24 protein-coding genes are annotated in these 21,830 nt (G+C 58.6%); 6 read left to right on the top strand and 18 right to left on the bottom strand.

The genetic code is table 11. From position 1 onward, the window contains the following. The 7 genes from AAIL67_RS24335 to AAIL67_RS24305 all read right to left on the bottom strand — a co-directional run. Nucleotides 1-366: hypothetical protein (locus tag AAIL67_RS24335; RefSeq protein WP_343485360.1), on the bottom strand; the 366-nt coding region annotated here is incomplete at its 3' end. Between the two features lie 5 nt (nucleotides 367-371). Next, a complete protein-coding gene (locus tag AAIL67_RS24330) occupies nucleotides 372-692 on the bottom strand; it encodes a hypothetical protein (RefSeq protein WP_343485359.1) in 321 nt (106 codons plus the stop codon). 2 nt (nucleotides 693-694) lie between these two features. Further along, entirely contained in the window at nucleotides 695-1,738 is a 1,044-nt protein-coding gene (locus AAIL67_RS24325) for a major capsid protein (protein ID WP_343485357.1), read from the bottom strand. Between the two features lie 27 nt (nucleotides 1,739-1,765). Next, nucleotides 1,766-2,131, bottom strand: coding sequence for a head decoration protein (locus AAIL67_RS24320; protein WP_343485356.1), 366 nt, complete (start codon nucleotides 2,129-2,131; stop codon nucleotides 1,766-1,768). A gap of 29 nt (nucleotides 2,132-2,160) precedes the next feature. Then, complete coding sequence (locus AAIL67_RS24315; protein WP_343485355.1) at nucleotides 2,161-3,564, bottom strand: S49 family peptidase; 1,404 nt, start codon at nucleotides 3,562-3,564, stop codon at nucleotides 2,161-2,163. Then, the gene (locus tag AAIL67_RS24310; protein WP_343485354.1) at nucleotides 3,561-5,153 is read right to left on the bottom strand and encodes a phage portal protein; all 1,593 of its coding nucleotides are present in this window, start codon (nucleotides 5,151-5,153) and stop codon (nucleotides 3,561-3,563) included. The genes AAIL67_RS24315 and AAIL67_RS24310 overlap by 4 nt, the downstream gene beginning before the upstream one ends. A gap of 2 nt (nucleotides 5,154-5,155) precedes the next feature. Beyond that, nucleotides 5,156-5,398, bottom strand: coding sequence for a hypothetical protein (locus AAIL67_RS24305; RefSeq protein ID WP_120968660.1), 243 nt, complete (start codon nucleotides 5,396-5,398; stop codon nucleotides 5,156-5,158). A gap of 159 nt (nucleotides 5,399-5,557) precedes the next feature. Between AAIL67_RS24305 and AAIL67_RS24300 the strand changes: the two genes are divergently transcribed. The 3 genes from AAIL67_RS24300 (at nucleotide 5,558) to AAIL67_RS24290 (ending at nucleotide 8,267) form a co-directional block, all read left to right on the top strand. Beyond that, nucleotides 5,558-6,445, top strand: coding sequence for a hypothetical protein (locus AAIL67_RS24300; RefSeq protein ID WP_343485352.1), 888 nt, complete (start codon nucleotides 5,558-5,560; stop codon nucleotides 6,443-6,445). Between the two features lie 197 nt (nucleotides 6,446-6,642). Next, nucleotides 6,643-6,951, top strand: coding sequence for a helix-turn-helix domain-containing protein (locus tag AAIL67_RS24295; protein WP_034395508.1), 309 nt, complete (start codon nucleotides 6,643-6,645; stop codon nucleotides 6,949-6,951). Between the two features lie 20 nt (nucleotides 6,952-6,971). Further along, nucleotides 6,972-8,267, top strand: a complete 1,296-nt coding sequence (locus AAIL67_RS24290; RefSeq protein ID WP_343485351.1) for a HipA domain-containing protein — start codon at nucleotides 6,972-6,974, stop codon at nucleotides 8,265-8,267. 76 nt (nucleotides 8,268-8,343) lie between these two features. Here AAIL67_RS24290 and AAIL67_RS24285 read toward each other — a convergent pair whose 3' ends face one another. Further along, nucleotides 8,344-8,850 (bottom strand): class I SAM-dependent methyltransferase, encoded by a 507-nt coding sequence (locus AAIL67_RS24285; RefSeq protein WP_343485350.1) that lies wholly within the window; start codon nucleotides 8,848-8,850, stop codon nucleotides 8,344-8,346. A 142-nt stretch (nucleotides 8,851-8,992) separates the two neighbouring features. Further along, a complete protein-coding gene (locus tag AAIL67_RS24280; protein ID WP_343485349.1) occupies nucleotides 8,993-9,778 on the bottom strand; it encodes a Rha family transcriptional regulator in 786 nt (261 codons plus the stop codon). Nucleotides 9,779-10,256: 478 nt separating this feature from the next. Here AAIL67_RS24280 and AAIL67_RS24275 point away from each other — a divergent pair, with 478 nt between their 5' ends. Then, nucleotides 10,257-12,038: a retron Ec67 family RNA-directed DNA polymerase/endonuclease gene (locus tag AAIL67_RS24275; RefSeq protein ID WP_343485347.1), complete on the top strand. Its 1,782-nt coding sequence runs from the start codon at nucleotides 10,257-10,259 to the stop codon at nucleotides 12,036-12,038. A 273-nt stretch (nucleotides 12,039-12,311) separates the two neighbouring features. Here the strand turns inward: AAIL67_RS24275 and AAIL67_RS24270 are convergent, their stop codons facing one another. The 9 genes from AAIL67_RS24270 to AAIL67_RS24230 form a co-directional block, all read right to left on the bottom strand. Then, entirely contained in the window at nucleotides 12,312-13,781 is a 1,470-nt protein-coding gene (locus tag AAIL67_RS24270) for a P-loop NTPase fold protein (RefSeq protein ID WP_343485345.1), read from the bottom strand. Between the two features lie 42 nt (nucleotides 13,782-13,823). After that, the gene (locus AAIL67_RS24265; protein WP_343485344.1) at nucleotides 13,824-14,144 is read right to left on the bottom strand and encodes a Mor transcription activator family protein; all 321 of its coding nucleotides are present in this window, start codon (nucleotides 14,142-14,144) and stop codon (nucleotides 13,824-13,826) included. Between the two features lie 51 nt (nucleotides 14,145-14,195). Further along, entirely contained in the window at nucleotides 14,196-17,351 is a 3,156-nt protein-coding gene (locus tag AAIL67_RS24260; protein WP_343485343.1) for a terminase gpA endonuclease subunit, read from the bottom strand. Continuing rightward, on the bottom strand, nucleotides 17,348-17,908 hold the full coding sequence (locus tag AAIL67_RS24255) for a hypothetical protein (protein ID WP_343485341.1): 561 nt from the start codon (nucleotides 17,906-17,908) through the stop codon (nucleotides 17,348-17,350). Before AAIL67_RS24255 ends, AAIL67_RS24260 begins: the two co-directional genes overlap by 4 nt. A 124-nt stretch (nucleotides 17,909-18,032) precedes the next feature. Further along, nucleotides 18,033-18,581, bottom strand: a complete 549-nt coding sequence (locus AAIL67_RS24250; protein WP_343485340.1) for a hypothetical protein — start codon at nucleotides 18,579-18,581, stop codon at nucleotides 18,033-18,035. Beyond that, a complete protein-coding gene (locus tag AAIL67_RS24245; protein WP_343485338.1) occupies nucleotides 18,574-19,362 on the bottom strand; it encodes a helix-turn-helix domain-containing protein in 789 nt (262 codons plus the stop codon). The genes AAIL67_RS24250 and AAIL67_RS24245 overlap by 8 nt, the downstream gene beginning before the upstream one ends. 13 nt (nucleotides 19,363-19,375) lie before the next feature. After that, nucleotides 19,376-19,717, bottom strand: a complete 342-nt coding sequence (locus AAIL67_RS24240) for a hypothetical protein (protein WP_167002296.1) — start codon at nucleotides 19,715-19,717, stop codon at nucleotides 19,376-19,378. 71 nt (nucleotides 19,718-19,788) lie between these two features. Then, the gene (locus AAIL67_RS24235; RefSeq protein ID WP_343485336.1) at nucleotides 19,789-20,622 is read right to left on the bottom strand and encodes a hypothetical protein; all 834 of its coding nucleotides are present in this window, start codon (nucleotides 20,620-20,622) and stop codon (nucleotides 19,789-19,791) included. Nucleotide 20,623: 1 nt separating this feature from the next. After that, complete coding sequence (locus AAIL67_RS24230) at nucleotides 20,624-21,094, bottom strand: phage regulatory CII family protein (RefSeq protein WP_087864709.1); 471 nt, start codon at nucleotides 21,092-21,094, stop codon at nucleotides 20,624-20,626. Nucleotides 21,095-21,155: 61 nt separating this feature from the next. On the opposite strand from AAIL67_RS24230, the gene AAIL67_RS24225 reads away from it, so the two are divergent. Next, complete coding sequence (locus AAIL67_RS24225) at nucleotides 21,156-21,431, top strand: hypothetical protein (protein ID WP_343485334.1); 276 nt, start codon at nucleotides 21,156-21,158, stop codon at nucleotides 21,429-21,431. 87 nt (nucleotides 21,432-21,518) lie between these two features. Further along, nucleotides 21,519-21,830, top strand: a 312-nt coding sequence (locus tag AAIL67_RS24220) for a hypothetical protein (RefSeq protein ID WP_343485333.1), incomplete at its 3' end; no start/stop codon positions are given.

Raw genomic sequence — 21,830 nt, 5'->3', positions numbered from 1 at the left:
GTAGCCGACCAGGCCGGCGTCCACAAACTCGGCCTCGCGCACGCCGGCGGCGCGCAGCTCAGACCAGGCCCTTCCGCCGGGCACCGCAGGCTGCCAGCCGTGCAGGCAGCCCACCACCTCCTCCATGGCGGCGTCCAGCTCGGCAGCAGCGGTGTCGCTGCGCCGGTTCACCAGCACGCAGGACCAGCGCGGCTCCAGCTGGGCAGCCTCGCGCGACACATCGCCCAGGCCCGCGCCGGACATGCGCACCTCGATGGCCGGCACCTGCGTACGGTCGCACAGCTGCGATGCACCGCGCACCTGCCAGGCGGCCAGCGCACTGCGCCCTGCCAGGCGCGACTTGATGACTTGTTCAAGCAGCAACATGGCGGTCAGTTCAGAAAGACGATGGGGAAAGTGGCCCAGCCGCTGGCGTCCTGCACCACCGGCCCGGTCACCTGGCAGGGCTGGCCGCCCAGCAGCAGGCCGGTGCTGCCCTCGGCAATGCCGGGGGCATCGGCAACCGGCATGGCCACGGTGTGGCGCTCGGCAGTGGCGGCATCGGCCAGAAAGCCTTCCAGCGGCGTGCGGTTGAAGACCACGCCAAAGGGCTTGCCACCCTGCCAGCTGGCCGTGGCGTTGGCCAGCAGCTGGCTCACGCCCTGGTTGATCAGCGCATCCACCTGCGCAAAAGGTGCAGTACTTGCCAGCATGCTCAAGCCTTGCGCTTGGCGCGCTGCAACATGCCGGGGCGGGTGCACATGAACAGCGGGTAGCTGCGCACCTCGGGGCGCACCCACTCCTGGCGGTCCTTGTCCGTCACCACCATGGCGTATACGTCCTGGCCGGGCGTGTTGACGAAGGGGAAGGACTCGGCCGGCGAGAAGCCGACGCGAAACGCATCCGGCGCGCCCACGGGGAAGAACTGGCACTTGTCCGGGTGCACGGCCACAGTGCTGTTGTCGTCGGTGCCGCGGTAGTTGATGAACTGGATGTTGCCGTAGCGAAACGACCCAAAGACCTGGCCCACATCGTTGCGCAGGTCGCGTGCCTCCTGCTGGTTCAGGTAGGTGCCGCGCGTTTCGGCATTGCCGGTCAGGTCGTCAAAGAAGTTGTCGCCGCACAGGCCCACGGCATAGGTCTGGCCGGGCAGCCAGGCACCATGGCTGGCGCGCATCATGTCGCGGATGAGCTCGTTGCACTGCTTGCGGATCTCGCCGCCCTCGGCCGTGGCGTTGGCCAGGTCGAAGTTGATCTCGGCAGGCTGGGCAATGCCGAATTCTTCATACCAGTCCACCAGCACGGTGCCGTCGGCGTCCAGCACCTTGCCCTGCACGGCGCCCAGGCGCATGTGCTCGTGGGTCAGCTCCACGGCGGCGCGCAGGCCGGTCTTGCCGTTCATGATGTCGGCCAGCTCGTTTTGCACGGCCTGCAGCTCGCTGACGGAGCCAAAGGCGCGGATGTTCTGCACCGACGACGCATACAGCGTCTTGCCGCGCGCAATGCGCAGGGTGTCGAAATGGCGCATGCGGCGGCTTTCGCCCTTGCCTTCTTCAATGGGCGCGCCGCGCGGGCTGGTCTTGATGAGGGACAGCACGCCGCCCTTTTCCTCGATCGCCACGGTGGTGGTGCGCGAGCGCTCGGTCGTGAAGATGCCCAGTTGCCCCAGCAGCTGCGGTGCATAGGGCGCCGCCTGGATGGCGGTGGACATCGAGGTCATGCTGAATGCCTCGTGCGCAAAGATATTGAGATCGGCCATATCGGTAGTCCTTTTTCTGGCGCGGCTTCAGCGCGCAACAATGCCCACGGCGGCCAGTTGGGCCAGGGCAGCGGTTTTCTGGGGTTCGGTCGTGCCTGCAGGCCAGGCCAGCGCATGGGCGGCCACTTCGGCGTCGCGGGCGGTGATGACGGCGGCGTGGGCAGCGGCAGTGCTGTCCACTGCGGCAAACAGCACGGCAATGGCGGTCTGGCTGCCGTTGTCGTTGGCGGGGCTGACTGCCGTGTATGCGCCACTGGTAGTGACCTTGCCCAGCACAGCGCCGGGCAGCAGGTTTTGCCCCTGCGCGATAGTGACCACTTCGCGCGAGCGGGTGCCGTTGGCCTCGCTGACCAGATAGCAGGCCGTGCCGGGGCCGAGTTCTTGCACTTGCATGGTGTGTGCTCCTATGGGTGGGGGTTGCGTTACGGTGCGGTGCCAAAGGCCTTGCCCCAACCGGCAGCGGCCTGGGTGGCCGCCTGTGCAGAGCCATCGGGGCTGGCCGCCTCAACGCCCGAGACATTGGGGTTGCCCAGCGCCGCCATGGCCTGGGCAAACTGGTTGGTGGCAGCGGGCGCCAACGCGGCCACGGCAGCTGCCGGTGCGGCATCCAGCACGCCCTGGGCCTGCTCTGCCGTCAGGCCGCCGGCAATGCAGGTCTGCGCCAGGGTCGGATTGGCTGCTGCATGGGCATGGCCCAGGATGGCGCTGACGCGGGCGCGCTCTGCCTGGGCCCCCTCGGCACGGGCTTGCTCCAGGCCTTGCGAGGCAGCAGCAGCAGCAGCAGCAGCAGGTGCCACAGGTGCAGCAGCCGATGCAGCGGCGGGTGCCGCAACCGTTGCCGTGGAAGGTTCGGCAGGCGCAGCCGCCGCCGGTTGAATGGTTTGGGGGTCGCCCATAGAAGCTCCTTGAAGTTGAAAAGACATTCCCGCCACTGCGGGGTAACTGCGAGCGCGGCGCGCAGACAGGTCGGCAATCACGGCATCGGCCGTGCCAATGCGATCGGCCAGGCGTGCAGCCACCCCAGCCACGCCCCGGTACACGGCGGCGCGCGTGTCGCGCACGGCCTGTTCTTCCATGCCGCGGTGCCTGGCCACCGCCTGCACAAACATCTGGTACAGCCCCTCGATATCGGCCTGCAGGCTGGCGCGCACCGCATCGGGCAAGGGCTGGTAGGGGTTGCCGTCCACCTTGTGGTCGCCGGCAAAGATGTGAGAAACGCTGATGCCCTCATTGGCCAGCGCGCGGCTGAAATCCACATGGCGCATCACCACGCCAATCGAGCCCACATACGACGTGGCAGACAGCACCACCTCATCGGCTGCGCTGGCGGCCAGGTAGGCAGCACTGGCCGCCATGCCGTCGGCCACGGCCACAATGGGTTTGCTGCCGCGTGCGGCGTAAATGCGCTCGGCCAGCTCAAACGCGCCAGAGACTTCACCGCCCGGGCTGTCCATCACCAGGGCAATGGCATGCACCTCGTTCTTGGCCAGGGCGTCTTCCATATCGGCAGCCAGGTCGTTGTAGCCAATCAGCAGGCTGCTGTCGGCCTCCAGCCGGGTGCGGTGCACCAGGCCGCCCATGGCACTGATCACGGCCACGCCCTCGTTCACGCGGTAGCCGCGTTCGGTGCGCTCGCCCTTGCGGGTGGTGAACATCTCAGCGGGCAAAGCCGCGCGGGGGCTGATGGCGGCTGCATCGATCGGCAAAGCATCCGTGCCCAACAAGCGCTGGCCCAGGCCGGCGATGATGGCATCCAGCTTCTGTGGGTGCAGCAGCAGCGGGGTGTTGAACAGGCGGTCGGCCAGATGCGGATAGGGTCGGCTCATGGCGCATCCTTTTGGGCGGCTGCGCCCTCTTCCTTGTCGCCAGCGCTATCGGCGGTGTTGGCAATCCAGGTCGTGGCCGTGGGGCTGACCAGGCCCAGCTCGGCACGGCGCTCGGCTTCAATCTTTTGCTGGTGCAGCACCTCTTCCCAGTCCAGGCCCTGCTCGGCGCATTCCTGCTCCAGGGTGGAGACACCAATCTCCAGCCGCAGCTTGGCGGCCTGCACTTCCTTGACCGGGTCCACCCAGCCCTTGCCGCCAAACACAAAGCGGCAGCGGGTATAGGCATAGCGGTTGGCGTAAAAGCCGGGCGCGTCGATCACGCCTGCGTTCACCGCCTCTTCCAGCCACAGCTCATAAATGGGCCGCAGCCAGGTGCTGGTCAGCCAGCGGCGGCGGCCGTGAAAGTAGCGCCATGCCTCCAGCAGCGCGGCGCGGGCGCTGCTGTAGTTCACGCGGCTGAAGTCTTTGGCAAACAGCTCGTACGGCAGGTTCATGCCTGCGGCAATGCGCCGCTCCACCGCCAGCATGAAGGCCTCGAAGGCCACATTGGGCCTGCCCGGCGCAAACGACTGCAGCCGCGCGCCCACGGGCAGCGGAATGACCGCCCCCGCCTGCAGCTTGCCGATGCTGCGCGACTGGGTGACGGACTCCTTCCACACATCGCGCGCCTGATCGCCGAACAGGGCCGAGGCCGCCTCCTGGCTCAAATCCGACTCCAGAAACGCCGCCACCAGCGAATTGGCCAGGCTGGCCTGCAGCTCGTTCTGGGCATACTTGCCCGCCATGTGGAACTCGCGCATCACGGCGCTGACGATGGGCTTGCCCCGGCTCTGGCCCGTCCGCTCCTTGGCATGCAGATGCACCACGCGACGGCGGCCCCAGGGGGTAAAGGCGGGCACGCGCTCCCAGCGGTTCAGGTCCTGCGCCTCGTCGCCGCGCAGGTACAGCGCATCGCCAGGGTGCGCGGCGCGAAAGTGGTAGGCCACGGGCGCGCCCTCGCCGTCCAGCTCCACGCCGCGGCGAATGCGGGCCATGCCTTGCAGGTGGGGCGGCGTCTCCAGTCGGTCGGCCTCGATCACGCTCAGCCGCGTGGCCCAGGGGCTGTCTGGCCGGGGCAACCATTTGGGGATGGCCACGGCATCGCCGTTCACCATCTCGCCGCCCAGGGCCAGCACCGTCAGGCCCAGCAAATCCAGCGTGCGGGCCGCGTCGCAATCCGTCGTGTCGGCCCAGCTGCGAAAGTGCGCCTCTACCTTGTTGCCCCACTCGCGAGCCTTCTCGGGCGTCCAGCCCAGCAGGCGGTAATCGGGCAAGGCAGACAGGCGCAACACCGCGCCCACCACGTTATCGCGGTGAGTTTGAATGCCGCCGGCCATCAGCCCGTCATTGCGGGCCAGGTCTCGGCTGCGGCTGGTCAACGTGTCCAGCTCGGGGAGCAAATCAGCGTCGGCGCTGCCGGCAAACGGCTGCCAGTCACGCAGCGCCAGATCGGTGTGCGATGCCCCCTGGTGGGCAGACATGGCTGCCCCGCCCTGCGCAACAGATGCACGGGCGCGGCTTTGACGGTTCTGGCGTGTGCTGCGGCCCATGCTTACACCAGGTAGATGGGCTTGCGCGCTGGCTGGCCGGTACGGCGCAGCAGCTCGGCGTTGATGTCGTCAATGGCGCGGCGCAGCTGCGTGGTGTCGGCATTGAACTGGACTGATCGCGCACCCACGCCATCGGTGCTGTGGCTGGCCTGCGTGGGGCCGGTCAGGCGCGCATCGATGGCGGCCAGATAACTGTCGCGCCGGGCGGTGAGCTGTTCGGTAGTGAGGTGGCTGTAGAGACCCATGCGCCGATGGTCGGCGGGGCGCTAGGAACAATCCAGAGGAACTAGTTCTCTAAATTCATTCCGCCCTGTTGCGGGCTTATACAGCAATGACATCAACAATCAAATTGATAGCAAAGTTAAGATAATAGACACAGAAAACAATATTTCGAGGGAGGGGAAATGGACGACTACTACAAGCTAGCTGCCGCTTATTTCAAGGAGTTCGAGCCAAGAAGCTCGTTTCCCGGACTCAAGAGCTACCACTGGTATTTATCGATCTTCCTATTCGCACTATTTTTCTACTTTGGCTACGAATTTTTCTTCGCTGAAATGCCATCAGCAGACAAGCCGTTCTGGCAGTTCTTGGGAACAGAAGTTGCCTTCCTTTTGTCTTGCGGGCTAATCGCCTTTGAACGTTTCCGCCTCACTGTGCGAGCGACCAGCGAAGACAGTGATCTAAGGCCGATTGAGCGCCTCGCCATGTCCAAAAGATCAAGGCTAGAGGCCCTACTTGAAAGGCCCGCGTGGAAGTTCATGGCAACGGCCAAAGAAATCATTGAACTCCGAGCCTTGGAAAAAGCCTGCCGCTCGACCTCTGACAAAGACTTTGACGAGCTATTTCCCAAAATCTACGACCCTGAATCCAAAGCGCGGCTGCTGACACTCATGACCGCGTTGATTGGCCTGGTTATCGCCTTTCTTGGCAAGAGTGAAGCCTTGAACTTCATGGAGACGATGGGTGATGAAGGCACATGGGCTTTTTTGAAGGCATTGGCACAGCTAGCCGTCGTGACATTCGTTGCGTGCGTTGTTGCATACCAAGTTTTGCGCCAAATCTATGAGCTAGTCCTGTACCTCTTTTCGTCCATATTCCCTGTACTGCACAACCGGCAAGTGACGCTGGATTACTTGCTACGCGATCTCATCCAGCTCCATCGTGCAGAGCCCCCGGTTCTGCCTTCAACAGAAGCACCGCACAAAGCCAACACCGTTTCAGCCCGCCACATGCCCTTTGCGCCGTCCGTACCTGCGCGACGAATTTGGACTGCACGCCGTCGACGTGCGTGAACATGATGCACACACCTTAAAAGATGCAATCACATCTTTTTCTTGCAACTGAGGCTTTGATTCACAGAAATAGATCCGATTGCATCTTTTTCAGCAAGATCATCTGCTGTAATTTAAAAAAAAGATGCAAAAGCATCTATCAGTAGAAAAATTTGCAAAAGCATGCAAAAATAGATGCGAACCAATCTTTTTTTACCATGCAACACACCATTCAATCCGTCGCTGATTTGGGCCTGGTGCTGCGGGCCGTACGCAAGAGCCAGGGCCTGCGTCTGGATGACTTGGCTGGTAGCGCTGGCGTAGGCCATGTATTTGCCCGCGAAGTGGAGCATGGCAAGGAAACCGTGCAAATGGGCCGCGTGCTCAAGCTGCTGGAAGAAGCTGGGATCAAGCTCAGCGTTGAAATTCCGTCAGATGCGCTAGAACACCTGCAAGCGCTGCAAGCCACCGGTCTCAAGCCCTTGAAGCCCCGTACAAGCAGCAATAACAAGCAGACCCAGTCATGAGCACTGCACGTCAACTACAGGTGCGCATCAATGACCAGATTGTCGGCACCCTCAGCGCACAAGACGATATCTGGCGCTTTGCTTATACGCCTGAATGGATAGCAAACGCCCAAGCATTTGCGATGGCTCCCGGGCTACCGCTGTCTGAAAATGAATATATCGATGGCTCAACCCAGCGCCCCGTGCAGTGGTACTTTGACAACCTGCTGCCCGAAGAAAACCTGCGCAGCGTTTTAGCCAAAGAAGCCCAGATTGACGAAGCCGATGCCTTTGGGCTGCTCACCTACTTTGGGGCGGAATCAGCAGGCTCACTGGTTCTTGCTTTGCCAAATGCACCCGCAGCGGCAACCGGCCTGATTGCGCTGCCCCTGCCAGAGCTGGATGCGCGCATTCGCAACCTGCCCCGCGCCACGCTGACGCACAACGCCCCCAAGCGCATGTCTTTGGCAGGTGCGCAGCACAAGATGGTGGTGATCTACCGAGAGGGTGAGCTATTTGAGCCACTGGCCGGCACCCCGTCCACCCACATCCTCAAGCCCGACAGTCAATCGACGGACTACCCGCACTCCGTCATCAACGAATACTTCAACATGCGGCTGGCCGCTGCAGTGGGCTTGAACGTACCCGCCGTACACCACCTCTATGCGCCAGAGCCCGTTTACCTTATTAATCGCTTTGACCGCAGCCCAGCACCAGACGGCAGCACACAGCGCCTGCACATCATTGATACCTGCCAACTACTGGGCAAATCACGCGCTTTCAAATACGAGCAAGCCACACTGGGCACCTTGACACAGGCCATTGAGCAATGCAGCGCCAAGGCGCTGACACGCTTGCAACTGTACCGCTGGCTGGTGTTCAACTACCTGATCGGCAACGCAGACAACCACCTCAAGAACATCTCATTCCACATCAGCCACGAAGGCATCCGACTGGCCCCAGCCTACGATCTACTTTGTACTGCCGTGTATGACACAAAGGCTTTCAACGACAACCCTGTATGGCCAGCAACGCAGCTAGCTCTTAGCCTGGGTGAAGCCACAAGATTTGACCAGATCAACCGTGCCACCATGCTTCAAGCAGGTAAAGCGCTGGGCCTGAGTCAATCTACCGCCCTGCGCGAGCTGGAGAAAATGCGCAAAACACTGCCCGAACAGGCAGACCAGTTGCTTGCCGAAATAGAAGCCAGCTACCCCGCCCAAATCGCAGCCAGCCCAGACCCTGGCAAAGCAGCGCAATACCAGGGCGGCGAGTGGCGCCTGCTGCTAGCTATACGCCACGTGATCTTGAAAGAAACCTTGCAACGCCTGCAGTAACCCCCGAACAAAAACAAAGCCCCTGCCAGCCAACGCCAGCAGGGGCTTTGTTTTTTTCCGAATCCTTCGGCTGAAGCTATTTCATGAACACCAGCCAATGAGTCAATCCGTTACGGCCACTCACCTGACCAAACAGCGGCTTCTCTGGTGTTAAGGCCAGAACTTCCCTCAGCTTGACCTGAGTTTCGTTCCACTTGAACACCAAGGTGCCGCCCTCTTCCAGCACGCGAAAGCACTCAGAGAAGCCTTGGCGCAGATCCTCCCGCCAGTCAGCGCCCAGCTTTCCGTACTTTGCCGCAAGCCAGGAGCGCGGCCCCGCATGAATGAGGTGGGGAGGATCGAAAGCAACGAGCTTGAACGAGGCCTCGGGAAACGGTAAGTCACGGAAGTCCATCAAGAAATCCGGCTCAATCGTCAGCACACGTCGCCCCGAAGTATTGCCTCTTGAGTTGTCCGTTACGGATACTGTTTCTGCGCGCCGATCCACAAATACTGCACGTGCGTCTTGCTTGTCAAACCACATCATGCGACTGCCACAACAGGCATCAAGCACCTGCTTTTGCTCGACCAAAGATGTCTGCATTTTTATGCCACTTCCTCTGCTATTGCATACGTTGAGGCAAAGAAGTGCCCACCCGCAGCTACGGGTGAGTACCTCTTTGAAACCTCAAGCCAAATCGACCTCTAGCGCTTATCCATCAAGCGCTAGCAGCTATCAAAACTGATTATTTGAAGGTCATCATCAGCGTGCCAGGCGGCAGGCTGGGTGCGGGTTGCGCGGCGGGAAGGGCTGGCTTGGCGGCCTGCTTTTCACGGTGCTGGGCGCGTTGGGTGAGGCGCTGGGTGCAGGCTGTGGCCAGGGTGGCGAGCTGGGCGTCGGTGGCGGAGAGGATCTCGCCGCTGGCGATGCGCTCGGGCAGCGCGTTGAAGGAGACGATCATCTGGTCGTCGGCTATGGGCTGGGCATGCGGCACGCTGGGCTGGCCTTCACGGTCGTAGCCCAGGTTGAGCAGATAGCGGGCGTGGCGCCAGTCGGTGTTGTCTGCAGCCATCACGGCATCGAACACAGCCTGCGTGACCTGGGCTGCCGCCTGGGTAGCCAGACGCTGGGCGAGCTGGATGCGCTGTGGGTCTTGCGCGGGCTGTTGCAGCTCTGCCTCCATGCGGTTGAAGGCGGCGATATAGGCCAGCTTCCAGCGCAGTGCCTCTTTGCCGGTAAAGCCCATAGCCAGCAGCATGAAGCCTTCGCGGGTCATGCGGTAAGCCTTGCCGCTCTGTGCTCCGCCCTTGCCGTTGGTGTAGTCAACGATTACCTCCACAAAATTGTGGCGGTAATCATCTGGAGCCATTTCACTGCTCAATCCTCGAATAGAGCGCAGCACGCTGTCATGGCGCTTGCCAAAGAATTGCGCGACTTGAAGGCTTGAGGTGGTGACGATACCGTCGTGAATAGAAAGCTCAGGGCGAGCAGCGACAACGGATGCAGAAGAACCGAGAGAGATGTCAGCCATGGTGAGGCTCCTGTTGATGGACCTTTGAGCCACCACCTCGTCCGCCAAGCAAAGGTGATGGGTCGTGCAGGGTTGGCGGACCGGCAACAGGCACCGGCACACCCTCGCGGGTGTCCCCACACGACCCACCGTAAAGCGAAGCCATGTGCACGCAGACATGCTCTAGAAAGCAAAAAGCCGCTGACCATCTTTGTATGGCGCGGCCGCTGCGCCTGTTGATTTCCGGGCCGCCAAGCCCAGATCACGCTTACGGGCGTGATGTTGAGATCATACCGTATGCGATGTGTCCTACTCAAATACAGAAATCGATGATGCAGTAAGTAACAAATACGTTACATTATTCGTGATCCCCGGACAGAATTGGGCCGTTGTTTCGGCGGCTAGTCAGAAACGGGTAGGCAGAATGCCTGTTAGCGTTGTTGGAGCGTCATGGACGTATGGCGTTGCGTAAGAGTGTCCGGGGATCACCTTCACTGAAATGAGCACTCTAAAAAAAATTCAGGCAGCAAAAGATATCTCCGATCTTGCTAAGATTCTCGGCTACTCTAAACAGACATTGGCATATATCGTTTATGGCCTTGATAGAGAGTCCCAATACAAAAAATTTAAAATAAAAAAAAGAAGTGGGGGAAAGAGAGAGATTAATGCCCCTAAATCAAAATTAAAGCTCTTACAAAGAAAAATATCATTTTTCTTGTATGACTGTCTTTCCGAAATTTCTATTTCTCATAACAGAACCAATAGTTTTTCTCATGGATTTATGCCTGATCGCTCCATTGCGACCAATGCACAGACCCATCGAAATAAGCGATGGATTCTTAACATAGATCTAAAAGATTTTTTTCCTTCTATACACTTTGGTAGAGTTCGTGGAATTCTTATTAAAGATAATGCTTATAACTTAAATCCAAATATCGCACAAATAATCGCGCAGATTTGCTGCCTGGATGACGGACTTCCACAAGGTGCACCAACCTCACCAATATTATCAAATATCGTAACCAGGCCTTTAGATTTACGATTGACTGCATTAGCAAAAAAACACAAATGTGTTTATACAAGATATGCTGATGACATAACTTTTTCAACAAATCAAAAAGAATTTCCAGCCGAAATTGCCCATATCGATTCGAGCGGAAGCACATTAATATCAAAGACGCTAAAAGATGAGATCAATGGCTCAGGGTTCGATGTAAATAATCAGAAAACACGTCTTCAATCAAGAAAAGATAGACAATCAGTAACCGGCTTAATTGTCAACAAACGGGTAAATGTTCCTAGGGAGTACCGTAAATATGTTCGGGCAATGGTTGATGGATATATAAAAAACGATGACTTCTCTATTCCAAGGCCACTAGAGCACCGTTCAGAAAACAAGCAAAACTCAGAAGTCTCATCCTCCAACGTACTTCAGGGCATGCTTGGGTTCATTGACAAAATTGATCTTTTCTCAGAAAAAAATATCAATGAGCTCAATGAAGATCAATTTCTGTTGAAAACAAATAAATCTTACTCAACTAAAGAGCTAAGTTCACAAGAAAAAGTATATAAAAAATTCTTGTTTTACGAAAAATTTTACGCATCAAAAACACCGATTTTAATTCTAGAAGGGAAAACTGATAATTCCCACATTAGATATGCCACGAGAAATCTAGGTTCGAAGTACCCTGATTTGTGTTTTAAAAATTCTGATAATACCTATCAGCCACTTTTCAGGATTCTCGCATGCGAACCAAAAAGGACAAATGCGATTATTGGGCTGTGTGGTGGAGCACCATCTATCGGAGTTTTCGCTCAAGAATATGGTTCTGTATTCTCAAATAAAGAAAAGAAATTTTCATGGAGAACCACTGGGCGCCAAACCATGCCCAGCATAATAATATTAGATGACGATGACGGCTACAAGGATTTCAAGGGCCGATATCCTGAAAGTAAAATACAAGAAAAAATCAATGACTTTACTTATCATTTAAAGTCAAATTTATACCTAATTAAAATCCACCCAAGTACATCAAAGAAAAACAGAGCAATTGAGGATCTCTACCCAGATTGGGTGTTAAAGCACCAACTAAATGGTCGGACGTTGAACTTATCAAATCAATCATTTGACTTAAAAAAATACTATGGCAAATCCGATTTTGCTGAGAAAGTAATACCAGAGCTTTATAAAAATATCGATTTCTCAGATTTTGAAACGCTGTTCAATGCAATTAGAAATTGCATTGAACATTGGACTAATCAGGCAAATAGATTTGTTTAAATAATAAGTTTTGATTAATAGTCGCTGATCCTGACTCACACTGAGATAACATCTACCGGCTGGCCTCATAGCTTCAAATCCATAGAAGCTGGGTCGTATTCCCTGGGTTCACTTACTCATGTCCCCTCACCCAACCATTATGAGAATAGTCATGACACCAACGCAGCCGCGACAAATAGCGGCGCACTCTTGCGCCTGACTGTAGCGCCGAACGTAACCGAACTACTAATCTCAAATTATCGCTATAAGGCGCTATTTTTTACCCGAGTTTAGTCAGCTATCCAATCTACCGGACATCTGACAGACTTCAGCATAGCGATTGAGTGTCGCAATCACTCTCTTCAAATCATCGTTCTCACCACCCAATTCATTCATCAGTGCTTCCCGCAACTCAAATTCAATTCCATCCGCATTGAAAATTGCCTTGGAATTTGAAATTCTGTGATAAAAGTAGTCAAAAACCTTAAAAATATTACCCCAGTTGCAACAGGTGAGAATTTTTCTTCCATACTCAATTTTATAAAAATAATACAAAGATTTTTCTATCTTTACATGATCGCGAGAAAGTATAAACTGACTAATTGATGACTTATTAGGTTTATCACTTTTCAGATAACACAAAATAAAGAACAATATTTCATCGTGAAAAAAATCAGGCTTATCATTCGAGACCAACTCTCTACAAACCTCTAACCTAGAAAATAGTGTTTTAATTGTTCTAAGATCAAATTTATAGCCATCGCAGATCTGTGAAAAATAGTTTACGAAGTACTCGTTGAATTCTCGCGAAATAGTTCCCGATCCAGCATTTAATCTAGCCTTATTACCTTTAACTTTCTGAAATACCCTCAATGAATTAATATACTCTTTTGTGCTTGGAGCCGGTAGCTTCAATCTGTGACTAAAAAACCTATCCAGATATTTATCCGCTTCAAATTCGCCGCCATATATTGTTTTTATCGATTGCTGCAGCTGATGTATATTCACTGAGGAGATAAAGCATATTCCCTTTGAGTTAAATATATGCTTCACAACCTCTAGCAATCTAACTGCATAATCAGGTCTACATCTATCCAGCTCATCAATAAAAATAAACACTGGCTGCTTTCTATCAATCGATGAAACAAGACTCAGTGCAACACTAGACAACTTATCTTTGAATTCTTCAATGAGTTGAAGATTTTTATTATGCGCTTTAAGTTGTCGATGGATAAGCATGGCAGACATAGATTGCTCATCTTTTTCCTGATCCGAAGTTACTTTATCAGAACTCTCAACAACATTTTTTGATACCTCCTTTACGACTTCATCAGTAAAAATATATCCCAAACCTTTAATCGCAGCACCCTTCATTAGTTCTTTAGCTAGAGGAAGAATATTTTTCTGAGATTGTTTAATTTTCTCCCCGGCTAATGTTGTTAATCTTTTTTTATCCCAGTCTCCAACATCTTTATATATATGACTTAGAAATCCTATCAAGGGCTCATCAACGATGTCGTTTTTCCATGCATCGAATCGACTTACCAAATGTCCCTTGGCTCGCAGGTCATCTATCCAGCAATCTATAAAAAAACTCTTGCCAGTACCCCATTCACCATCAATGGCAAAAATCAAGGCATTGTCTTCAGCTTCACTGGTCTTTGCTGATTCGATTACCTTGTATAAAAAATCCGCATAGCCTCTTCTATCTAATTTATCCCTGGCCCAGATATTCGTAAAAACTATGTCTGTTGGTTGATTCATTAGCTCTCCTCCTGAAGAGCTGAATGTTATCAGTGTCGATAATCAGCCCAGCAAAATCTTTCGCACCCAACGCACACTGAGCCCGTATTGAGTTGCTAGCTCTCGTGCATTGCAGCCATCAAAGCGGGCACGAATCTCTTGCGCCACACGCTCACTTTCCAGCATTCGGACGTTGCGCACATACACAGTCAAACCACCCAGCCGCTGCACATAGCGGCGCACCAGCTCTTCCGTCAAATCCTCCACCCGCTCCACGCCATGGCATAGCGCGGCGGCGGCCAGTTCTTCGCGCAGCACGGCTATGGGGTCCAGCTTGTTCTGGTTCGATACCGAAGGGGTTGATGTTGCGTCTTTGTCGTTCATTGTTTTGATAGCTGTTTGCGCTTGCTGTGCCTGCGTTTACATTGGTTTTTATTAGTAAAGGCTGATGGGGCTAAAAAGCTCTTCGTCCGCCAGCTGGCGTGACGGGCTGGGCCGCGCTGACACGCGTGGCGGTGCGGGTTCTTCGCCCTGCGGCTGCTGCTGGGCAGCCTGGGCCGGGGCGGTGTTGAAGAGGTCTTGCGGGGGCTGCACGGTTTGCTCCAGCTGCAGCCAGCGGGCCTCAGGCCATTTGTGGATGCCAAGGCACATGGCGGCGTGCAGCGCGTAGTTGCGGCAGTTGCCCGCAATAAAGGTCTTGCCTCCACGGCGCAGGATCAAGGTGCCGTTAGGAACCGTGGCGCAGTACACACGTCCTTCGTATTGCACGACCTGCCCTATATAGCCGCGCTTGCCGTTGCCGCCGCCATCCAGATAGGCTCGTGAGGAAAGTCGCTCATAGACGTGGTACTGGAGCTTTGGAATCGCTGGCGACTCATGCCCTCTGATGATGGGGCGGTGCTTGGGCTGCACCAAGCGCATCGTCGCGGCGTTTCCAATTTTGATGAACAGCTCCTGCATGTCATCCGCCAGCAAGCGAGACGTTGTGGCATAGGCGCGGCTTGGTCGATGGTGGTTCTCACGCTGCTGCACCCAGCCATCACCAGCAATGGCCGCAGTGAGGAATGCCTCTATGACGCTAGGCTTCGCATCCTTGATCCACTTCGGCACCCGGCGCTCATGCTGCAGGCGCCCCAGCGGCGCAACCAGGTCGTAGGCTTGCATGCAGGTGAGGATGTACCTGTCCGGGGAGATATGAAAGTTCCATGGCAGACGGGACAGCAGTGCTTCGATCTCGCGGCGGCGCTCTGGCTTGACTTGGTGCAGCGTGACGCGCCTGCGCACATTGCCCTGTGTTTTGCTGCGCACTTCCTGCACAGAGCCTTCGGACACCCACCACCCGAAGAAGGCCGCCATGTCGTGGGCATCGACAACCACCTCTGGCAAGAGAATGCGGTTTTGCGAGGACACGGACTGGGGGATGACGTAGGTGTCCGACTGATCCCCTGTCCAGGTCGAAGCAATCTTGAGTGCATGGTGCACGGTCAGGTCTTTGGCTAGCGTGATTTGCGGCGGCACATCAAAGTCCCATTTCCGCACGCCGGGAGCAATCGTTCTGTTCTGCTTTTTCAGGGTCACCATGCGATGGCCGGGCGTGACCAGCACATCAATGGACTTGCCTTTGAGTTGCACCATGTCGCCGCTATAAGGCTTGTCGATCAGCAGCGATGGCTTTTGGTATTCAATCAGATCGGTAGAAAGATCTACCGTCGCCAACAGGTCTTCGTAACTCACGTCTGCCCAACGCCGCCAGCCGCCGTGCGTGAGAACTTCGGTTTCAGCGTCAAAGCAGTCCAACACCTCATTACGAGGCCTGCGCTTGACCCAGCGGTACACGTCCTTGCCGTTGACCTTGACGAGCACGCGCTGCTCTGCGGTGAGCTGTTCGTACCATTCGCGCGGCAGCTTCTGGCTGGTGTGCACATAGCCGGGGCCGGGTTTGTCGATGGCGAGCTGGCCCAGCAGCAGGTCTTTGGCGCTGTCCACGCCCACCAGCCAGAGCTTGATGCCGTGCGATATCTTGCGGCCGCGGTAGTTGACCTCTTGCAGGCTGCTGGGGCCGACAATGTTGCGGTTGTCGTTGTTGTCGCCTTTGATGGCGCGCAGGCCGGCAAGCTGCCCTTGCGCGCTGCGCACCCAGTTGTAGACGGCCTGGGTCTGGTCGGACGAGTCGATGCTGATGGCAGACAGCCCCAGGCTGCCGCCGTGCCAGGCCTGCACGTAGCGCTGCTGCAGGTATTGGGTGACGGGCTCCCAGTCGGCCTCGCTGGCTGGGTTGCCCTGGATGACCTGGTGGGCAATGGCCCAGCTTTCCAGCCCACGGCCCCAGGCCCAGATGGCGATCTCCCACCGGTCGCGCTGCACGTCAACCCCAGCGGTGAGCAGCAGCGCGCCAGCGGGCACGCGGCCCAGGGGGTAGTCTTCGGCCCGGGCCTGCAGGGCGTGTTCGTCGCTACTGTCGCCTTTGAGCTCCCAGGTCTCGCCCAGGGTTTCGTTGGTGAAGCCGGTCATGGGCCCGACGTCGCCCGCCTGCAGGGCGCGGTGGGCCTTTTCAAACTCGTCGACGATGCTGACCCAGGTGCGCTGGGGGCTGTAGGCGGCCCAGACATGCACGCCCAGGGTGCGCGGCGGGCGGCAGGGCTGGCCCGCAGCATCGCGCCAGATGCGGTCTGCGCCGTAGCGGCGGCCGGTCTTTTTGCAGACCCATGTGCCGGTGAGCGGCCAGCCGCCGGGCAGGTAGTCGGCCTGGGTGATGCTCTGGAGGCAATGCGGGCAGACGTGGTGCACGCTGGCAGGCTGGCCTTTGACCCATTTGAAGCCGTAGGGCAGCTCTTTGCTGCCCCAGACAAGCGGGTGCTCCGCGCCGCAGCGAGGGCATTCGATGTGGTACTGGACGTAGGCGTCGGATTCTTCGCAGGCGCGCTCTACATGGCACATGCCTTTGACGCGGGGCGTGCTGCCGCCGACGAACTTGGGGTATGGCGCGCCCTCCAGCCGGCCCTTGGCCAGGCTGCCGGGGTCGCCGGATTTCTCGATGCTCTGGTCGAAGGCGCTCCATTCATCGAGGATGGAGACGGCCACGGTGATGCGGCGGTAGGCCCGCGCGGCCTTGCCGCCCAGCAGGTGCAGCACGCTGTCGCGAAAGGGCTTGTATTTGATGGTGTCCTCCACCCCCTTGCCCTGGCGGCGCGCGGCTTGCACGGCGGCCACGCCGTCGAGCACGGGCTCGATCTCGCTTTTGACGTAGCTGTCGCGGTCGTCGTCGGTGGGCTGCCACAGCGCCTGCTTGCGGCGGCGATGGGCGATGTTGTAGGCGACGAAGGCGGTGATCATCTTGGTATAGCCCACGCGCTTGCTCTTTTTGACGGCCAGCTCTTCGATGCGGTCGTCGCTCATGAAGTCGAGAATGCCGAGCTGAAAGGGCCAGCCGACCCAGCCGCCCTTCTGGTGGCTGGATTCGCCGGCCAGCAGAAAGTGCTCTGCCGCCCATTCGCTGAGGGTTTGCGGCGCATCGGCCCGCAGGCTGGACAGGCCCAGCGCATTGGCGGCCTGGATGGCGGCCATGGCTTCGGGGCTGAGGGGTGCACTCATGCGGCGTCGCCCTCCTCTGCGGCACCTGCTCTGATATCCAATGCAGCGGTCTCGTCTGCATCGAGCTGCGCCATGGCTTCGACCTCTTTGTTGACCAGTTGGGAGGTGGAGCGGATCCACTCGTTGCGCGCGTCGGCCATGATGCGCAGCACGATCAGCAGTACCTCTTGCGGCAGATCAGGGCAGGCCTTGCGCACCTGGCCCTCGAACTGGTCCATGCGATCGACGATGGCGGAGCTGGCCAGGCCGAGCACGTCAGCCAGGATGCCGATGGGCGCGTACTCGCCACGGGCGACGGCGTTCTTCAACTCCTGCGCCTCGCGCTGGGCCTTGGCCAAGCCGGCGCGTTCCTGGACCAGGTCGAGGCCGCCCAGCTCGCCGCTCATGCGCCCAGCCGCCACTTCGCGCAGGCGGTTGCAGTAGGTGGTCAGCAGCTCGGCCCAGGTGCCGCCGGTGGGCAGCTTGCCATCGGCCATGAGAGCGCTGACGTTCTGCTGCGACACTCCGATAACGATAGCAAACTCCGCTTGCGTGGGGCGGGCATCAAGCTCAATCATCCTCACAATACAACCCCCTTAGGAAACTCACGAAACAGTCCGACAACGCGGCTCGAATTACCCGCTTCAGAGGCTCGGCGGAAGGACCCGCGACCCTCAATCTGCCTATTTTTTGTGCAGCGCATCAAACCTTCACCTCCAGGCCCAGGGCCATGCGTGCGGACTTGCCGGCGTAGTACGAGATGCTGGTGTCTCCACCCTCCATGCGGGCCACGATGCGGCGTGCCCAGTCCTTGCCGTCGTTGCGCTCCTTCAGGTTGACCTTCACAGGCGGCGCGGCCACGGGCGCGGGCAAGGCAGGCAGGCCCTGCTGCTGGGCGTAGGTCTGGCGCGGCATGGCGGCATCGCACATCAGCTCGAACTGCGGCAGGTTGGGCGGGAAGTCGGGGTGCTCTGCAGCCAGGCGGGCGGCCGCGGCCTCCAGCACGTCGGCAGGAAAGCGCCCCAGGCGCGCCTGCCAGACGTTCATGGCTGCACGGATGCCCTTGTCGTGGCCCTGGCCGTCCTTCAGCCCGGTGGCGAACTTGCTGAGGAACAGGCTGCCGTAGCTGCCCTGCAGCAGCACGAACAGCTTGCGCACCGCCGGTCCGGCCCGCAGCCCGTCTGCCAGATCTGCGGCGCGTGCCTGCGCTTGCTGGATCGCTTCAGCCGTCAACGTCGCCACGTCATGCATCCCACACCCCGTCGAAGATCGTTGCTGCCGCAGCTGCGTGCTTGTTCGCGTTGAACGCCGGCGCACGACCACCTGCCGGTGCTGCAGCAGGCCTGAGCCATGCGGCCTGCAGCCCTTGCGAGCCGCGTATGCACCACAGCTGCAGAAAGGCCTCCAGCGTCATGTCGGCCTTGGCCGCCTCTGCCTTGGCGCCCTTCAGCACGGTCTCCGTCACCGGTGCCCGTTTGACCTTGCGCAGCTGCAGCCAGTCGGCCCAGGTCTGGTCGGTCACGTCCTCCGGTTGGGCAACAGGTCCTGCGCGCTCAAGCGCAGGTGTGTTGGTTCTTTGATGGTTCCTATGACGGTTCAATGATGATTTGGGTGCGCCTGGTTCACCCCTGGGGTGCGCCTGGTGCGGGGGTACAGGTGCGCCTGGTTCACCACCTGGTGCGCCTGGTGCGGGGGGTGCGCTATCTGCGGGGGGTGCGCCATCTGCACCACCTGCCTTGCTCCGACTGCGACCGACAGGTGCCTTCGTCGGGTCAAAACTGCCCGGTGTGATGGTGTAGCTGGTGCTGGCGTTCAGGCGATATTCCCGAAAGACCAGACCGACCTTCTGCAGCCACGACAGCGCCTCTTGCACGGCCCGTTCCGACAGACAGGTGCGCCGGGCAATGGTGCCGACACCGGGCCAGCACACGCCGTCGTCATTCGACTGATCCGCCAGCGATATCAGAACCGCCTTTTGCGCAGCAGACATGCCCTGCAGCGGCCAGCAGGCCGACATGATGATGGTGCTCATACTTCTCTCCCGATCAGGCCAAGGCCGTTTGTCGCGCCTTGCAGCGCACAGGCATCACGTCACGCTGGCGTGGCGACAGGCTGCAGCGGCGTGCAGTGCCCTCCTCCAGCCGTCCGGCAGCCAGCAGGGCATTGACCGTGCTGGCCACGCTGCACAGCTCCAGCCACTCGCCCGTCTGGGCGTTGTGGTAATCGCGCAGTTCGCGCCGGCTCATGTCGCGCACGCCTTGCTGGTGGGCATGGCGCAGCGACTCGTACAGGCGCTCGTGCAAACGGCGGCGCGTTTCATTGCCCAGAGCGGCAAACGCCTCGGCGCTGGTGTCGCGCCCGGTCACCACGGATTGGGGTTGCTGCATGGTCAAACCTCCTGATATCTGCACAGGCGGCTGCGCGCCCGCGCTCAAAGTCGTTGCTGGGTTCATGGAAGTCATACGCCTGCGGCCTCGCGCAAGCGGTAGCGGATACGGCGCTCCAGGTAGGCCGTGGCGTCGGCACGCTTGGCCACCTTGTCCATGTCAAAGCGCGGCAGGTAGCCACGGCCCGGCCGCACAAACATCAGCACCGGGCGTACATCGGCGCCGCCTGTGCCGCTGGCTGCCCAGATGCCTGGTGCCAGGTGCGCCGTGCGCTCGTCCTGCTCACCCTTCTGGGTGATGCGAGGCCCGCCGCGCGTCTTGCCGTAGGCCACGAAATAGCGGCGGCCCGCTTGCTTCTGGGTGCCGCGGTGCACGCGCAGATAGCCCTTGGCGCTCATATTGGCCTTGTAGCCCTGCTCGCCAAACGCCTGGAAGTAGCTGATCAGCTGCACCAGAAACGGCCCGCGCAAGTTGCCCTTGCCGTCATCGCTGCCGGGGTAAGGGCCGCCTCTGGCCTCATCGGGTATCGCCGTCTGATATCCGGCAGGCAGGATGCCCGCACGCTTGAGCGCCACCTCGCTGCGCTTGTCGCGCCTGCGGCCGCCCCAGGTCTGGGCATCCAGAATCTTTTGCGGATCGATCCCCTTGCCGCCCATATAGGTCGGCTCGATCGTCACGCTCAGCCTGGCGGCCGTGGCCATGCGCACAAAAGGGCTGCGCAGGATGTAATCCGTAGGCCGGTCGAACACCGCGCGCATCTCGTCCTGCATGGCACGGCGGATCTCGAAGCCCGTATCGTTCAGCGCCTTGGCATAGGCCTTGGCGGCTTGTGCGCCCGTCAGGCCGTGGATCTGCCGCAGCAGCTCCGCCTGGTTCAGCACCCGCGCGCTCAGCTGGATATGCATATCAGCCCTCCTCCACCGGCGCCGGCACGCGCGCTGCCGCCGTGGCCAGCAGCTGGTTCAAGGCAGATATCAGCTCGTTGTAGCGGTACTGCAGACGCTTGATCTCGTTGCGGCTCACCATGGCCTTGCCGCCACGAAAGGCGTCCGCCGCTGCGGATGTGAACTCGCCCACCTCCTGCTGCAAGGCCACAAACGCCTCCACCGGGTCGCCCGCGGCCTGGTCCGGCAACGCAGGCACGCAGGTGTAGCCCAGGGCTGCTGCCATGGCATGCAGAATTGCCGGGTTGCCCGACATCACCTGCAGCGCCACAGATTCGCGCAGCGTCAGGTGGTGCGTCGTGTTGTTCGGGTTCAGCTTGTTTTGCAGCGTATTGGCGCTCACGCCCATGCGCTCGGCCAGCACGCGCACGCCGCCTGGGTGGTTGTGTGCGATCAGGTATGCCGCATCCGTCACATCGGCCGGCATCCGCATGTCGTTTTGACGGCCTGCTTCGCCATTGTTTGCGTGGGGAGGGAAAGAGACACTGCTTCTCATGACCACACCTCACTTCTCAGGCGCATCGCTGACGGCCGCCGCGCAGACAGCCAAGCAGACCCCCGTCGTCCCCACACCCGAATGGGCCAACGCCATGGAGCTGCTGCTGCAGCAAATCGTCTTCGTCCTCGACGTCGAAGGCCGCGACAGCTTCACCACCCGCAAAGTCGCCCGCTGGAACAACCAGTGCATCCATGAAATGCTGCGCACCGGCAGCGTGCCCATGCCCGTCATCGAAGAGCTGCAGCGCGTGGCGGTGCGGGTGCTGACGTGAGGCTTCGGGACCGAAATGAAACCTCCCTTGCTCTTGGATACGATGGTGGCTGCAACACCTTTACCAACCACTCCAAGGAGGGCGAGCATGAGCCTGCAAATCTCAGAAGATTCAAAGAACGCAACAATCCAGATCAACGGCACATACAGCGCGCAGGAACTGGAAGAGCTAATCGCCGAACTGGGGGCGCTGCGCTCAACCATGGAGCCACCAGTCCCACTGCGCTCCCCGCTCCCGCCGAAAGAACCCTTTGTGCCCTTCGCCATAGAGGCAGATCCCACATTCGACGTCTTCAAGTCGAAACAGACCGCAGTGATTCGCTTGCTGATGCGCAGCAGCGCCATGGGATGGATCGCCTACGACATCAACCCGCGCAATGCCAGCACTCTCGCCTCCTGG

Source organism: Comamonas sp. A7-5 (genome assembly GCF_039581385.1).
In the GTDB taxonomy this organism is placed as follows: Bacteria; Pseudomonadota; Gammaproteobacteria; order Burkholderiales; family Burkholderiaceae_C; genus Comamonas; species Comamonas thiooxydans.
Note: the sequence above shows the minus strand (reverse complement) of the source record. Positions and strands in the feature narration are given on the sequence as shown.